A 15,690-nucleotide genomic window follows, 5' to 3' on the forward strand; every position below is an offset into this window, starting at 1 on the left:
AGCTGATTGGGGCCGCGAAAGTAGTCTTTTCGGCGGGCAGATACGTGGCGGGCGGCGGTAGTAACATAAACATAACCGCCGCGCAATATTAGCATAACAGGCCCAGGGTACTTTTGTAAAACCCTTTTCGAGCTTTGTATGCAACGCACGTTTATCCTGTTTTTCCTGCTGCTAATCAGCTCCCTGGCCTGGGCTCAGCAAGCCACCCTGCGCGGAACGATTCGTGATAAAAAGACCGGTGAGGGCGCCATCGGGGCCACCGTCATCATCACCGGCACCACCCAGGCCGCCCCCGTAGAGCTCGACGGCACGTACCGGCTCCTGGCCGCGCCGGGCACCTATACCATTAGTGTGCAATCTATTGGCTACAAGGCGCTTACTTTCCCCGGCACGGTGCTGCGTGAGGGCGAGACGACCACCCTCAACGGCTCGCTCGAAGAAAGCAGCCAGAGCCTGGGCGAAGTGGTGGTGACGGGCCAGAAGCAGACCGGCACCGAGGTGGCCCTGCTCCAGGACCTGAAGAAATCGGAAGTGGTGGTGAGCGGTATGAGCTCCGACCAGATTGTGAAGACGCTGGACCGCGACGCGGCCGAGGTGGTCAAGCGCATTCCGGGCGTCACCATCCAGAACAACTCCTTTATTGTTATCCGGGGGCTGGCCGAGCGCTACAACACCGTAATGCTCAACGACGCCCTCACGCCTTCGTCGGAAGTCGATACGCGCTCCTTCTCATTCGATATTCTGCCTTCGTCGGTGATTGACCGGATTCTGATTTTCAAGTCGGGCGCGCCGGAGTTGCCGGGCGAGTTTGGCGGCGGCGTGGTGAAGGTGTACACTAAAAACTCGGTGCTCGAAAACTCCACCAGCCTGTCGGTATCGGCCTGGCACCGGGCGGGTACCACGTTTAAGAGCGGCTACCAGCAGAGCCCGCAGCGCAGCAGCACCGACTGGGTAGGCTACGACGGCGGCGAGCGGAAAATGCCCACTACCATCGGCACCGAACCCTACAACAGCCAGAACCCGCTCAGCGACGCCCAACTGCTGCAGGCCGCCCGCGCCCTCGACAACCGCTGGAAGCCCACGCTCAGCACGGCCCTGCCCGACCTGCGGGCCTCGCTGGGCCTCACGCGCAAGTATGAGCTGGGCCACGCCCAGCTGAGCAACGTTACGTCGGTATCATACTCAAACACCCACCAGCAGTATCAGGTGCAACGGCAGCGGCTGGAAACCGGCACCGGCGCTTTTAAATACAACTACACCGACGAACAGGCCCAGACCGCCAGCCGGCTGGGCGTGATTCATAACTGGCAGGCCCGCTTCAACGACTACAACCGGATTGAATTTCGCAACTTCCTCAACCAGTACGGCACCGATGAGGTAACCCACCGCACGGGCCTCGATTTTGCCCAGGGCGGCGACGGCCGGACCCGCGACAACCACGCGCTACACTACCAGAGCCGCACCATTTACTCGGGCCAGTTGGCCGGCACCCACGAGCTGGGCGCGGCTAAAAACTCGACCCTGACCTGGCAGACGGGCTATAACTACGTGTTCCGCAACGAGCCCGATTACCGCCGCTACCGCACCGGCAGCGACGTACCGCTTTCCGGTGAAGAAGCGCGGCCTTTGCAGGTGGAAATCAGCCCGATTGGCTCCCAGCAGGATGTATCGTCGTACTACTCGCGGCTGCGCGAGAACACCTACATGGGCAGCGGCCAGTGGGAGCAGCGCCTGGGCGGCCGCGACACCACCCGCGAAAGCCAGTACAAGCTGCGCGCCGGTTTCTACACCGAATACAAGGAGCGCACCTACGCCAGCCGCTTCTTCTCCTACGTGCCGGCCCGGCCCTCGCGCTTCAACTACGACCTGTTGCAGCTGCCGATTGAAACGATTTTCTCGCCCGAAAACATCGACCCTACCACTGGCTTCACGCTGCGCGAGGGCACCAGCGACCAGGACAGCTACACGGCCGATAACCTGCTGGCGGCCGGCTACCTGAGCGCCGTGGCCCCCCTTTCGGACCAACTCAACGTGTCGGGCGGGGTGCGCATGGAGTACAACCGCAAGTTTCTGCGCTCGGGCCAGGCCAGTGCCGCGCCCTACGAGGAGCAGCGCACCTTTTTCCTGCCCTCGCTCAACAGCACCTACAACTTCAACCTGCGCAGCCTGCTACGGCTGGCGGGCAGCGTCACGCTCAACCGCCCCGAGTTCCGGGAGGTGGCCGACTACGCCTACTACGATTTCAACAACGACGCCCTGATCCGGGGCAACCGCGAGCTGCGCACGGCTAAAATCTACAACGCCGACCTGCGCTACGAGTTCTACCCCACCAAGGCCGAACTGCTGTCGGTGGGCGTGTTCTACAAGAAGTTCACCGACGCCATCGAGCAGGTAACCGCCTCCATTCCGGGGGGCGCGCTGGAGCTGGGCTTTGCCAACGCCCCCAACGCCTACGATGTGGGCGTGGAAGTAGAAGCCCGCAAAGGCCTGGCTGACATCACCGAAAACAAGTTTTTGCAGCGCTTCGCCTTCGTGCTGAACGCCTCGCTGATCAAGAGCCGGGTAACGCTGAGCGACGACGAGCAGGTGGCTGGCAACCTCAACCAGCGGGCCCTGCAGGGCCAGTCGCCCTACGTGGTGAACACGGGCGTTTTTTACCAGGATGATGCGCAGGGCTGGCAGGTATCGGCCCAGTACAACGTCATTGGCCCGCGGATTCTGTTCGCCAGCAGCAACACCCAGAACTTCACCATTTTCGAGCTTTCCCGCCACGTCATCGACCTGGCCGCCACCAAAAGCGTGGGCGAGCACCTGAGCGTGCGCGTGGGTATCCAGGATTTACTCAACCAGTACACCCGCCAGTACTACGATTCGAACCGCGACGGCAAAATCACGGCCGCCGACAACGGCTCCTTTGCCCGTTACCGCCGCGGCCAGTACTCCACCGTGGGCCTGACCTACCGGTTTTAAGTAGGGGCGGGGGCAAGCCCCGCCCCTACCCGTTCGACTACCTGGCGCCCAGCAGAAGATAACCCTGGCGTAACCCAATGATAACGGCCCGCTAACGCCTTTGCCCTACCCGTACCGGACCTTTGCCCGGCAAGCCATTCACTTATTCCTTTCTGTTTTTTTTCTTATTCCGATGAAGAAAATTGTACTCTCGCTGGCCCTGGCCGCGGCCGTTGTGGCCGGCACTACTTCCGCCACCCAGGCCCAAACCGCCTGCCCCGTGGCCCCGGCGCCGGTCGAAGTGTCGGGTTCGATTAGCACTAACACCACCTGGACGGCCGACAAGGTATACCTGCTCCGGGGCTTCGTATTCGTGGAAAGCGGCGCCACGCTCACCATTCAGCCGGGCACCATCATCAAGGGTGATAAGGCGTCGAAGGGCACGCTCACCATCAAACAGGGAGCTAAAATTGACGCTCGCGGCACGGCGGCCAAACCAATAGTATTCACCTCGAACCAGGCCCCCGGCGAGCGGGAACGGGGCGACTGGGGCGGCGTAATTCTGGCTGGCAAGGCGCCCCAGAACATTCCGCCGGCCCCGGGCCAGCCACTGCCCAAAATTGAGGGCGGCCTGACCCCCGAAACGTATTTCGGCGGCACCGACCCCAACGACAACTCGGGCACGCTGCAGTACGTGCGCATCGAGTTTCCGGGCGTGGCTTTCACGACCGACAACGAGATTAACGGCCTGACGCTGGCCGGCGTGGGGGCGGGTACTACCATCGACCACATTCAGGTTTCCTACTCCGGCGACGACTCGTTTGAGTGGTTCGGCGGCACGGTGAATGCCAAGTACCTGGTGGCCTTCCGCGGCACCGACGACGAGTGGGACACCGACAACGGTTTTACCGGCAAGGTGCAGTTCGGCGTGGCCCTGCGCGACCCCAACATCGCCGACGTATCGGGCTCCAACGGCTTCGAGTCGGATAACGATGCCAACGGCACGACCAATGGCCCGCAAACGGCACCGGTGTTCTCCAACATCAGCAACTTTATTGCCCCCACTACCGGCACGCTCAACAACAATTACAAGCGTGGTATGCACATCCGGCGCAATTCGGCCCTGAGCGTGTACAACTCGGTTATCTCGGGCTATCCGGTGGGCCTGCTGCTCGATGCCTCGGCCAGCGAGGGCAACGCCGCCAGCGGGGCGCTGCAGCTGCGCAACAACGTGTTTGCCGGCTACACCGATGCCCGCGTGGCCAACGTGAATACGGGCAGCACCTACGATGCGAAGAAATTTCTGGCCGACAATGGCAATGACCTGACCTCGTCCGTAGCCGACCTGAATCTGGCCACCGAGAACTTCAACCTGACCAGCCCGTTCTTCCAGCCTAAAAGCGGCTCGAAGCTGGGCGCCGGGGCCGCCTTTACGGGCAAGGCCGCCGATGCGTTTTTCGATAAGGTGAGCTACCGCGGGGCCTTCGCGCCGGAGGGTACCACGGGTGCCAACACCGGCAACTGGGCCACCGGCTGGACCAACTTCAACCCCCAGATTACCTGCTACAACGCCCCCGGCGTAACGACGGGCACGGCCAAAGCCACCGACCAGGTGCAGCAACTGGCCGTGGTACCGAACCCCAGCACCGGCCCGGCCGAGCTGCGCTTCGGCCTGCGCCGCGGTGCCGTGGCCACCGTGCAGGTGTTCGACCTGACCGGCCGCCAAGTAGCCACCGTGCTGGCCGACGGCAAGCTAAGCGCCGGCGACCAGGCCCTGTGCCTGCCCGATAACCTGCAGGCCGGCGTGTACCTGGCCACGGTCGTCACCAACGAAACCCGCCAGTCGGTGCGCTTTGTGGTGGTGAAATAATCAATTTATATTCTGATTATAAGGCATGAACGGCTTTCTCATGCATTGATTTAACCAACTGTCAGCTATTCGCTCCTATCCGTTTTTATGGCAACCACCTGCAAGTCGATGTCTTAGAAACTAACTCCCAAGTATTCTACCCCGATACTTATTCAGCTTATCCGAGCCGGCTGCCCCAAGGCAGCCGGCTTTGCTGTAGGCAGGTACTGGAGGCGCAGCTAATCCGGCCCGCCTTGGTAGCTCCTGGCGCTTGTACAGACACGTGCTTAAGCCGACCGTCGCAGCTGCCACAGTTGCAGCAGCAGCAGCAGGGCCACGGCTCCTGCTCCCCATACTAGCACGGCAGTTTCGGGCAGCCAGCGGGCCAGGGCGGCGTGCAGGGCAGCCAGCCCCAGCCCAAAGCCAACCAGCTGGGCGGCCCAGGTGCGCCAAGGCAGCAGCTCCGGCCAGGGTCGGTTCAGCAGACGTGCAGTGCAGCCCAGGTAGTAGGCCGCCTGGCACCAGGTACTGATGACGAAAGCCAGCGCTACGCCGCCCAGCCCCAGCCAGCGGTAGAGCGGGTACATCAGCAGCAAAGCCAGGGCCAGATCGAGCACGGCCCCGGTGCTGATGGTGCGGCCCTGGGCTTTGTGCTGCAGCAAGGCCGTGAAGTTGTAGGCCCGCAGCGGCAGCACCAGCGAAGAGAGCAGAAACAGCGGCACGGCGGCATCGTAGCGGTGGGCAAACACCACCCCAAACAGCTCGTGGCGGAACAGCACCAGAAAAAAGAACAGCGGGAATACCAGCCGCCCCAGCCAGCCAGCCGTGTGCCGCAACAGGCGCACCCGCTCGGCGTCGGGCAGCTGTGGCTCGCCGAAATGTAGTAGCAGGGCGCTGCCGGCCGCCCCCAGCAGCAGCGGCAGAAACGGCACATCGAGGGTCCCATTGAAGTAGAGCGCAAATAAGGCCGCCGGCAGCAGGAAGTTCAGCGCCAGCTTGTCGGCCCACCGAAACAGCACCTGTACTACCTCATTGAAAGCCGTATGCAGCCACAGTTGCCGCACACCGGCAGGCAGTGGCACCAGCCTGGTGGCACTCGCCGCCCGGTACTGCCGGCCCGCCAGGTAGCCCAGCGCCGCCAGCCGCAACGCGTTGCCCAGCAGCAGTCCACTCATCATCTGTCCGGCGCTCAACCAGCTGTGCACGAGTGCTCCGTGGCCCAGCACGAACAGCGCAGCATAACCGATGCTCACTAGCGCCACGGCCCGGAAACGGCGTTTCAACAGCACGTAAGCTTCCAGTACGGCCACCGGCATATTCAGCAGCAGAAACGCCCCGGCCTGCCAGCGCGCAAAGGGCGAGCCGGTGTAGTGCTGGGCCAGCATGAGGCCAACGGCGCACAGGCTCACCCAGCATAGCAGCCCGGCCAGCCGGGGTATACTCAGGCGGCTTACCAGGGCATTAACCACTGCGGCCGGGTAAGTGAGCAGCAGCGTGGGCAGGCCCAGGCAGGCCACTACGTGCAACACCTGCCACTGCACCCAAAAACTCTGGTACAAGCCGTAGAAGGCCGGCGGGGTGCTGCGCGAAAGCCACACCAGTGCCACGACGCTTGCCAGCGTCGGGAAAAACCGAATCAGGAAGATGTACGCGCTAGTTCCCAGCAGCGTGCCGCTCGCGGGTGCTTCGGGCTTGCGCATCACAATCAGCCGGGTCTAAGGTTCGTAATAAGCGGGCCGGGTTGCCCACCAGTACGCAGTGGCCCTGCGGGAAGCTGCGCGTTACGACGGCCCCGGCGCCTACCACCGTAAAGTCGCCCAGCTCGACGCCCGGCAGCACCACCGCACCCACGCCCAGCCAGCAGAAACTGCCGAGCCGCAGCGGCGCGGCCGGCACGCTCAGGTCGTTGGCCACAGCATCATGGTTGGCTGAAATCAGCGCCACCCGCGGGCCAAGGTTGGTAAAATCGCCCACGTAGATGCCGTTGTCGGCGTTGATGTAGACGCCGGGCGAGTCGCCGGGGAAAGTACCGCGCCCTACCTGCAGCCGTCCGGGGTTGCGGATGGTGCTGGTATGATGCACCGCCCAGCCCACCTGCGCATTTTGCCGCAGCAGCCGCCGGAATAGCAGGTCGAGGACGTAAAAGCTCAGCGGCATTTCCGGCCGCAGTTTCAGCACACGACAGAGCAACTTTTTCATCAGGTCGGAAAGAAGAGAAAAAGCAGAAGTGAAAATAGCGGGCGAATCGAGCCGAGTTTATATCTGATCAACCAAGCGAGCCCAGGCCCAGCTTCACGCCAGTTGGCAGCCCGAACATCAACGCATCGGCTCGCCAATTTGGCCCTAGCTAATCGGCACCTTGCGCAGGATGGCTTCAATCATATCCTGGGTGCGGACGCCATCGGCCTCGGCTTCGTAGTTGAGCAGGATGCGGTGGTTGAGCACATCGGCGGCCACGTCCTTGATATCTTCGGGCAGCACGTAGTCGCGCTCATCCAGAAAGGCCACGGCCTTGGCCGCCCGGTGCAGGGCAATGCTGGCCCGCGGGCTCACCCCAAACTGCAGGTACTGCTGGAACTCGGCCAAGTCGTACTCGGCGGGCTTACGGGTGGCAAATACCAACTCAATAATGTATTTCTCCAGCGTCTCCGAAATCTGCACCTGGTTGATCTGGTGACGGATACCAAAGATATCATCGCGGGTGAGCACCGGGCGCACATCATCGACGTAGCTCAGGTTAGCCATGCGCCGCATCACTTCCAGCTCGTCGGTTTTCTTGAGGTAATCGACATGCACCTTCAGCATAAACCGGTCGACCTGGGCCTCGGGCAACGGGTAGGTGCCCTCCTGCTCCACCGGGTTCTGGGTGGCCAGCACCAGAAAGGGTAAATCGAGCGGATAGGTGGTTTCGCCGATGGTTACCTGCTTCTCCTGCATGGCTTCGAGCAGGGCGCTCTGCACCTTGGCCGGCGAGCGGTTCACCTCATCGGCCAGCACCAGGTTGGCGAAAATCGGCCCCTTCTTCACCTCAAACTCCGAGCGGCTCTGGTTGTAAATCATGGTGCCCACCAAATCGGAAGGCAACAGGTCGGGCGTAAACTGCACCCGCTGGAAGTGCAGATGCAGCACCTTGGCCAGCGTGCTCACCGTAAGCGTTTTAGCTAGCCCCGGCACGCCCTCCAGCAGCACGTGCCCACCAGTGAACAGCCCAATCAGCAGCCGATTGACCATGTACTGCTGGCCCACCACCACCTTGCTCACCTCAGCAAACGCCTGCCTGATTTTCTGCTGGTAATCGTCGGGAGAAAGCATAGGGTCGGACATAAGCACGAAACAGAAAAGCAGAAGCCAGAGCCTTAAAGGTAGAAATTTGGCTTCTTACAGACTCAGTTATGCCTGGTGATTTCGCTCCGGCAATGTGCCAAACAAAAAAGCAGCCCCGCACTGGCGAAGCTGCTTTTCGAAAGTACCAGAGACGGGAATCGAACCCGTACTTCCTCACGGAAACGACAGTTTAAGTGTCGCGTGTCTACCAGTTTCACCACTCCGGCTCAATCAGTTACAGATTTTTCCGCTTCTGATTTTTACCACGATAATTATCAGTCAGCGCGTGGTAATTTGGACAAAGTAACTGCAAATTCACGAGACGATTGTCATTATTTACACCGTTAGCATGGTGAAGTTCCAGCGGTATTAGCTGCCCCAGCCATTCAGATGATGCGCAACGCTCGCACTTGTGCTACTTTAAGCTATACTCAATCAAACGCTTACGTAAGCGGAATGCAGAAACATATGTTGAATTCTCAACCAGAATGCCGTCCCAGGAAAAGGGCTTACCAAGCATTCTAAACCGCTCCCCTTGATGCCAACCCGCCTGGGGCTGATATCCAGCCCCAAACGGGCAATGCGGGTATGCACCGTTTTGTAGTTGCCCCCGGCCGGCACCAGCCCAATGCGGCCCAGCACCTGCCGCACCGAGAGGCTTTCGGCCACGGCCTGGCGGAAGTCATCGTCGGAGCAAGTGCACTTGCGGTGGTTGGCCATACCCCAAGAAACGAAAAAACCTGCCGGGTGGGGCAGGTTTTTTCGTGTTGGAGCGGGAGACGAGGTTCGAACTCGCGACCTCGACCTTGGCAAGGTCGCGCTCTACCAGCTGAGCTACTCTCGCTTGAGATTCAAACGCCCTAGAGCGTTTTGGTGTGACAAAGGTAGTACAACAATGCTTGCAGTCAAGCCCCCGTTCTAAAAAAAGCCCCTAAAAACCCTCCTTAGCAGGCTTGTCGCCTGATTTTCAGGTAGAAAATTTTTCACCGGCAGGCTCAGTTATTGTCGAAACAGGCCCTGGCCCAGAAGCCCGGACAGCCAGAAGCTGCGCCGGACCTCCGGCCAGCCTCGCTACTTGCTACCCACCGCCAGCTTCAGCTCGTTCAGTTTCAGCAGCGCCTCAATGGGCGTGAGCGTGTTCACATCGAGCTTCTCGAGCAGCTCGCGCAAGCGTTCCAGGGCCGGATCGGCGGGCTCGAACATGCTGAGCTGCAGGCTGGGGCGCGGGGCCGAGTGCACGGCAGCGGCCGGCTGGGCCTTCGGGCCCACGGGGCGGGCCGGCGCTTCGAGAGGCGCGGCGCGGCCGTTGAGGGGCACCACTTTGCCGCCGGTTGCGGCATCAGCGCCATCATTCAAGCCAACCAGCAAATCATCGAACTCGGTGGGCTGGTCGGTTTCGAGGCCGGTGCTGGCCCGCTCCTGTTCCAGGTGGTGCATAATTTCGTTGGCCCGCAGCACCACGGCGGTGGGCATGCCGGCCATGCGGGCCACATGGATGCCGAAGCTGTGCTCGGAACCGCCTTCGCGCAGCTTGCGCAGAAACAGGATGCGGCCGTCGGCCTCCTTTACGGCCACGTGGTAGTTGCGCACCCGCGGGCAGTCGTCGGCGAGCTGGTTGAGCTCGTGGTAATGGGTGGCGAACAGCGTTTTGGCTCGCGCCCGGGGCGAATTGTGCAGGTGTTCCACGATGGCCCAGGCAATGCTGATGCCGTCGTAGGTGCTGGTGCCGCGCCCGATTTCGTCCATTAGCACCAGGCTCCGGTCGGAGAGGTTGTTGAGGATGCTGGCCGTTTCGGTCATCTCCACCATAAAGGTGCTTTCACCCTTGCTCAGGTTGTCGGAGGCGCCTACGCGGGTGAAGATTTTGTCGATGACGCCGATGTGGGCCGCATCGGCGGGCACGAAGGAGCCGATCTGGGCCAGCAGCACAATCAGGGCCGTTTGGCGCAGCAGGGCCGATTTGCCGGCCATGTTGGGGCCCGTTATCACCACAATCTGCTGGTCGTCCTGGTCGAGGCGCAGGTCGTTGGGGATGTACTGCTCGCCGGGGGGCAGCTGGCGCTCAATTACCGGGTGGCGGCCGGCGGTGATGTCGAGGGTCGTGGAGTCGTCGACGACGGGCTTTACGTAGCGGTGCTGGCGGGCCGTGGCGGCGAACGAGGCCAGGCAGTCGGCCACGCCGATGGCGCGGGCGTTCTGCTGCACCTGGGGCACATACTCGGCGGCCGTGAGCACGAGTTCGGTGTAAATGCGCTGCTCGATGATGAACAGGCGCTCCTCGGCGTTGAGAATTTTCTCCTCGTACACCTTCAGCTCTTCCGTGATGTAGCGCTCGGCATTCACCAGCGTCTGCTTGCGAATCCAGGTGGGCGGCACCTTGTCCTTGTGCGAGTTCGTGACTTCGAGGTAGTAGCCAAACACCTTGTTGTAGGCCACTTTGAGCGAGGAAATGCCGGTTTCCTGAATGGCTTTCTGCTGGAGCTGGAACAGGTAGTCCTTGCCCGAGCCGGCCATGCGGCGCAGTTCGTCGAGCTCGGCATCAATGTTATCGAGCAGCACCCCGCCTTGGTTGGTAAGGATGGGCGCGTCTTCCCGGATTTTGGCCTGAATTTCCTCGCGCAGCGTAGTGCAGGGGTTGAGCTGGTCGGCCAGCTTCTGCAGGGCCTTTACGCCTGAGGCGGCCAGCTCGTCGCGGATGGGGCCGATGGCTTCCAAAGCGCGGGCCAGCTGCAGCAGCTCGCGGGGGTTGATGCGGCGCACCGCTACCTTGGAAATCAGCCGCTCCAGGTCGTTTATCTGGCGCAGGTGCTGCTGCAGGTTTTCGAGCAGCTCGGGGGTTTGCAGCAGGGCGTCCACCGTATCGAGGCGGCGCTGAATCTGGGCGGGCTCCTTGAGGGGTAGCACCACCCATTTGCGCAGCAGCCGCGCCCCCATGGGCGTAATGGTCTGATCGAGAATGTCGATGAGTGGCACGCCGCCGGGGTGCTGGGCCTGCACCAGCTCCAGGTTGCGCACCGTGAACCGGTCGAGCCAGACGTACTTATCCTCTTCCAGCCGCCCGATGCTGCCGATATGGCCCACGTCGGTATGCTTGGTTTCGGCCAGGTAGTGCAGCACGCAGCCGGCGGCCGTAATGCCCTCGTGCAGCCCATCAATGCCAAACCCCTTGAGCGAGGTGGTGTTGAAATGGCGGGTGAGCAGCTCGTGGCCGTAGTCGTGGCCGAACACCCATTCTTCCAGCGCGAAGTGGCAGTAATCGGGGCCAAAGTTGTCCTCGAATTCGCGGCGGCTTTTCTTGCAGAACAGCACCTCGGCCGGCTGGAAGTTCTGGAGCAGCTTGCCCAGGTACTCGATGGTGCCCTGAGCCACCAGAAACTCGCCCGTACTGATGTCGAGAAAGCTGATGCCGGCCTCCTGCTTGCCGAAATGCACGGCGCAAAGGTAGTTGTTGCTGCGGCGCTCCAGCACGTTGTCGTGCAGGCTCACGCCGGGCGTCACGAGCTCCGTGACGCCGCGCTTGACCAGGCCCTTGGCCTGCTTGGGGTCTTCGAGCTGGTCGCAGATGGCCACCCGCTGCCCGGCCCGCACGAGTTTGGGCAAATACGTGTCGAGCGAGTGGTGGGGGAAGCCGGCCAGCGGGGTTTCCGAGGCCGTGCCCGCCCCGCGCTTGGTGAGCGTGATATCGAGGATGCGCGAGGCCGTGACGGCATCTTCGCCGAAGGTTTCGTAGAAGTCGCCCACCCGGAACAGCAGCACCGCGCCGGGGTAGGTTTGCTTGAGCTGCTGGTACTGCTTCATCAGCGGCGTATCGGCCACGGCGGGCGGCCCCAGCGTGCCGTGCGTGCGGACGGGCTTCTTTTCTTTCTTGACTTTCACTTGGTAAACAGTAATTCGGAAGGATAAAAACGCTGCCTGTCATCCTGAGCGAAGCGAAGGACCTTATCACGTCGGAGTGGGTCGTTGTAGCGTAATAAGGTACTTCGCTTCGCTCAGGATGACAGGTAAAGCATGAGGCGCGACGTTGCAACACCCCGCGCCCCGGCGGGCGTTCCTACCTTTGCCGGATGCGCAAACTCTCCATGGATGAACTGAACCGGCTGACGGTGGCCGACTTCAAAAATACGCGAAAATTCCCCCTCACTCTCGTGCTCGATAACGTACGCAGCCTCCACAATGTGGGGGCGGCCTTCCGCACCGCCGACGCCTTCGCGGTGGAAAAGATCTGGCTCTGCGGCATTACCGGCCGCCCACCTCACCGCGACATCACCAAAACGGCCCTGGGGTCTACCGAGTCGGTGGCCTGGGAGTACGCGCCCACTACGCTGGAAGCCCTGCACCAACTGAAGGCGGCCGGCTACATGCTGGTGGCCGTGGAGCAAACCACCGAGAGCGTGCTGCTGGCTGACTTTACTATTGAAACCGACCAGCCCTATGCCTTGGTGATGGGCAACGAAGTATTCGGAGTGGAAGATGAGGTGCTGGCGCTCTGCGATGCGGCAGTCGAAATCCCGCAGTTCGGCACCAAGCATAGCCTGAATGTGAGTGTGGCGGCAGGCGTGGTGCTGTGGGAGTTCATTAATGCCATGAACCTGCAAAAAGCCAGCAAATGCGTTTGATTATTGAACAAAGTCTAAAATTCCTGAATATTTTTTGAAAATAAGATAGAAAAAAAGCCTTTTGGGCGTAAATTTGGAAGCAGATAGGTTGCCCAATTGGCTGCCCTATGCATTTTTGCTCTTGTCCCTTCTACTTACATCCCACTTAATGAACCCAACCTTTACTCCTGCTGTCCGGGCATTAGCCGCAGCGGCCCTGCTGGCGCTGCCGGGCTTGGCCGCTGCTCAGAGCGCGGCCCCCGATAACCGGGCGCTACAGGCTCTGCAGAGCCGTTCCGCCAGCTTTGGCCTCGTAGCCGCCGATGCGGCCGACGCCGCCGTTACCAAACAGTTCACCGACGAGCACAACGGCATTACGCACGTATATCTGCGCCAGCGGGTGCAGGGAATAGAGGTGTACGGCGCCGTGGCCAGCGTGCACCTGAGCGCCAGCGGCCGGGTGGCCAGCCTGAACAGTAGCTTCCTGCCCAACGTGCAGGTGCTGGCACGCGGTGCGGCGCCCACGCCCGGCATTTCGGCCCAGCAGGCGGTAGCTGCTGCGGCTAGGGCAGTAGGAATGCCGGCTCCTGGCCCACTTACCCTTCTTCGGGCTGGTACGCCTGCAGCCGGTATGGATTTCAACGACGGTGGGATTACCTCTGACAAGATTCCGGTGCAGCTCATGTACCTGCCCATGTCCGACGGCTCATTGCGGCTGGTGTGGGACGTAACACTGGCCCCGCGCAGCGGCGACCATTTCTGGAACGCCCGCGTAGATGCTGCCTCGGGCGCGCTGCTTGATAAAACCGACCTCACTGTGTCGGAGGACATCAGCATGCTGAACCTGACGCAGCCCATGCGCGCCGTAGCCGAGGCCGCAGCAGCCCCGGCCAAGCCGGCCGCTCGCCCAACGGCTACGCCCAACAGCTACAATGTGTGGCCGCTCACCGTCGAGAGCCCCATTCATGGCCCCCGGCAGTTCGTCGTAGATCCTGCCGATAAAGCTTCTTCGCCCTTTGGCTGGCACGACACCAATGGCGTAGCCGGTGCCGAATTTACAATCACGCGCGGCAACAACGTATTTGCCTACGACGACCCGAACGACAACGGTAACGCCGGCGGCGACAACTACAGCCCTGATGGGGGCGCCGACCTGGTGTTCGATTATCCGTTCGACAATACGCTGGCGGCGTCGGCCAAGAAGAACCTGAATCTGGCCGTTACCAACCTGTTCTACTGGAACAACCTCATGCACGACGTGATGGCCCGCAAGGGTTTCGACGAGGCCAGCGGTAATTTCCAGTCCAAGAACTACTCGGGCAAAGGGCTGGGCAACGACGACGTGATGGCCGAAGCCCAGGACAAGTCGACGACAACCCCGCCCGCGTTCGGCAATGCCAACTTCGGTACGCCCGTTGATGGTATGAAGCCCCGGATGCAGATGTATCTATGGAACAAGTCGGAACTCGATATTAAAGTAACTGCTCCAGCCGCGCTGGCCGGGCCGTTGAATGCGTTAGAAGGCTCGCTGGGCCGCTCGTTGGAGCGGGTAGGCCCGATTACGGGCAACCTGGTAGTGGTAAATGATGGCTCGGCCAAGCCGGAGCGGGGCTGCAACGCGCCGCTGGTAAACGCGGCGGCCATCAGCGGCAACATTGCCCTGATTGAGCGCGGCAAGTGCGGCTTCGCCCTCAAAATCAAGAATGCCCAGAACGCGGGTGCCCGCATGGTCATCATGATGGACAGCATTCCAGACGCCACCACGCTGGTACGCATGGGCGGCTCGGCTCCCGATTCGGTGGGCCTGCGGATTCCATCGGTATTTATCACGAAGAACGAAGGCGAAAAGCTGAAGCAGGCCGTCCGGGCCGGCCAGACGGTTACGGTTTCGGCCTCGGGCAACGTGTACTACCGCGACGGCGACTTCGACAACGGCATCATTGCCCACGAGTACGGCCACGGCATCAGCAACCGCCTGACCGGCGGCGCGGGCCTAAACAACTGCCTGACCAACGGCGAGCAGATGGGTGAGGGCTGGAGCGACTTCTTCGGTCTGTGGATGACCACCAAGCCCGGCGACGTGGGCAAAACCGGGCGCGGCATTGGTACTTACGCCTCGTTCGAGCCCATCGACGGGCCCGGTATCCGCCCCACCCGCTACAGCAACGACTTCACCATCAACTCCGCTACTTATGCCCTGGTGGGTACTGGTGCCTATAACACGACCGTAAATGCGGCGGGCAACACGGTACCACAAGTTCACAATATCGGTTACATCTGGGCCTCCACGCTCTGGGACCTGAACTGGGCCCTGATTGAGAAGTACGGCTATAACGCTGACCTGAACGCGGCCACCGGCGGTAACAACATTGCGCTGCGGCTGGTGATGGACGGGCTCAAGTTCCAGCCTTGCCGCCCCGGTTTCATCGATGGACGCGACGCCATCATGCTGGCCGATAAGGAGAACAACAACGGCGCGAATTCTGACCTGATCTGGCGCGTATTTGCCCGCCGCGGCATGGGCTTCAGCGCCAAGCAGGGCAGCAGCAACGTCCTCACCGACCAGACGGCGGCTTTCGATATGCCTACGGTACTCAGCAGCGGCAAGCAGCTCAACGCCAATCTGCTCGACGTGTATCCTAACCCGGCCCGCGAGCAGGTAGTTATCCGCACGCAGGTAAGCAGCTCGGCTCCGGTGCAGGTAGAGATGGTTAGCCTCCTCGGCCAGCGCGTGTTCACCCAGACCATTTCGGCCGCCCGCCTGCAGCAGGACGGCCTGACGGTGAACACCTCCACGGTGGCCCCCGGCATGTACCTGGTGCGCCTGACGACCTCGGAAGGCACGCTCACCAAGAAGCTCCTAGTGCAGCACTAAGCAGCTGCCCCGCTTTACAGCTCAAAAACCGCCCGGCAAACTGCCGGGCGGTTTTTTTTTGTCGGGTCCGGGGCCGCCCGCGGGGGGCGCAACGCCCG

The 15,690-nt window shown here is 61.6% G+C and carries 9 protein-coding genes and 2 tRNA genes; 4 read left to right on the plus strand and 7 right to left on the minus strand.

Going from position 1 to position 15,690, the window contains the following annotated elements:
• Positions 1 to 138 precede the first annotated feature (138 nt).
• Positions 139 to 2,970, plus strand: coding sequence for a TonB-dependent receptor (locus BLW21_RS06455; protein WP_092738628.1), 2,832 nt, complete (start codon positions 139 to 141; stop codon positions 2,968 to 2,970).
• Between the two features lie 172 nt (positions 2,971 to 3,142).
• Positions 3,143 to 4,819: a T9SS type A sorting domain-containing protein gene (locus BLW21_RS06460; RefSeq protein WP_092738629.1), complete on the plus strand. Its 1,677-nt coding sequence runs from the start codon at positions 3,143 to 3,145 to the stop codon at positions 4,817 to 4,819.
• Positions 4,820 to 5,085: 266 nt separating this feature from the next.
• Here the strand turns inward: BLW21_RS06460 and BLW21_RS06465 are convergent, their stop codons facing one another.
• The 7 genes from BLW21_RS06465 to mutS form a co-directional block, all read right to left on the minus strand.
• Complete coding sequence (locus BLW21_RS06465; protein WP_092738630.1) at positions 5,086 to 6,498, minus strand: lipopolysaccharide biosynthesis protein; 1,413 nt, start codon at positions 6,496 to 6,498, stop codon at positions 5,086 to 5,088.
• Positions 6,452 to 6,997 carry an acyltransferase gene (locus BLW21_RS06470; RefSeq protein ID WP_092738631.1) on the minus strand — a complete coding sequence of 182 codons (546 nt, stop codon included), beginning with the start codon at positions 6,995 to 6,997 and terminating at the stop codon, positions 6,452 to 6,454. Before BLW21_RS06470 ends, BLW21_RS06465 begins: the two co-directional genes overlap by 47 nt.
• Positions 6,998 to 7,141: 144 nt before the next feature.
• Positions 7,142 to 8,122 (minus strand): AAA family ATPase, encoded by a 981-nt coding sequence (locus BLW21_RS06475; RefSeq protein WP_245711826.1) that lies wholly within the window; start codon positions 8,120 to 8,122, stop codon positions 7,142 to 7,144.
• Positions 8,123 to 8,265: 143 nt separating this feature from the next.
• Positions 8,266 to 8,349 (minus strand) — tRNA-Leu (locus BLW21_RS06480).
• A 208-nt stretch (positions 8,350 to 8,557) separates the two neighbouring features.
• Positions 8,558 to 8,842: a hypothetical protein gene (locus BLW21_RS06485; protein ID WP_092738633.1), complete on the minus strand. Its 285-nt coding sequence runs from the start codon at positions 8,840 to 8,842 to the stop codon at positions 8,558 to 8,560.
• 48 nt (positions 8,843 to 8,890) lie between these two features.
• Positions 8,891 to 8,966 (minus strand) — tRNA-Gly (locus tag BLW21_RS06490).
• A gap of 227 nt (positions 8,967 to 9,193) precedes the next feature.
• Entirely contained in the window at positions 9,194 to 11,920 is a 2,727-nt protein-coding gene (mutS, locus tag BLW21_RS06495) for a DNA mismatch repair protein MutS (RefSeq protein WP_245711831.1), read from the minus strand.
• Between the two features lie 266 nt (positions 11,921 to 12,186).
• On the opposite strand from mutS, the gene BLW21_RS06500 reads away from it, so the two are divergent.
• Complete coding sequence (locus BLW21_RS06500) at positions 12,187 to 12,738, plus strand: RNA methyltransferase (protein ID WP_092738635.1); 552 nt, start codon at positions 12,187 to 12,189, stop codon at positions 12,736 to 12,738.
• A gap of 148 nt (positions 12,739 to 12,886) precedes the next feature.
• Positions 12,887 to 15,592, plus strand: coding sequence for a T9SS-dependent M36 family metallopeptidase (locus BLW21_RS06505; RefSeq protein WP_092738636.1), 2,706 nt, complete (start codon positions 12,887 to 12,889; stop codon positions 15,590 to 15,592).
• The last annotated feature ends 98 nt before the right edge of the window (positions 15,593 to 15,690 follow it).

The sequence above is a fragment of the Hymenobacter psychrophilus genome, assembly GCF_900107135.1.
GTDB lineage: Bacteria > Bacteroidota > Bacteroidia > Cytophagales > Hymenobacteraceae > Hymenobacter > Hymenobacter psychrophilus.

Coding starts and splice junctions, on each gene's coding strand:
- BLW21_RS06485 (WP_092738633.1), bottom strand. CDS start 8,842: ATGGCCAACCACCGCAAGTGCACTTGCTCCGACGATGACTTCCGCCAG.
- BLW21_RS06470 (WP_092738631.1), bottom strand. CDS start 6,997: ATGAAAAAGTTGCTCTGTCGTGTGCTGAAACTGCGGCCGGAAATGCCG.
- BLW21_RS06460 (WP_092738629.1), top strand. CDS start 3,143: ATGAAGAAAATTGTACTCTCGCTGGCCCTGGCCGCGGCCGTTGTGGCC.
- mutS (WP_245711831.1), bottom strand. CDS start 11,920: ATGAAGCAGTACCAGCAGCTCAAGCAAACCTACCCCGGCGCGGTGCTG.
- BLW21_RS06475 (WP_245711826.1), bottom strand. CDS start 8,122: ATGTCCGACCCTATGCTTTCTCCCGACGATTACCAGCAGAAAATCAGG.
- BLW21_RS06505 (WP_092738636.1), top strand. CDS start 12,887: ATGAACCCAACCTTTACTCCTGCTGTCCGGGCATTAGCCGCAGCGGCC.
- BLW21_RS06465 (WP_092738630.1), bottom strand. CDS start 6,498: ATGCGCAAGCCCGAAGCACCCGCGAGCGGCACGCTGCTGGGAACTAGC.
- BLW21_RS06455 (WP_092738628.1), top strand. CDS start 139: ATGCAACGCACGTTTATCCTGTTTTTCCTGCTGCTAATCAGCTCCCTG.
- BLW21_RS06500 (WP_092738635.1), top strand. CDS start 12,187: ATGCGCAAACTCTCCATGGATGAACTGAACCGGCTGACGGTGGCCGAC.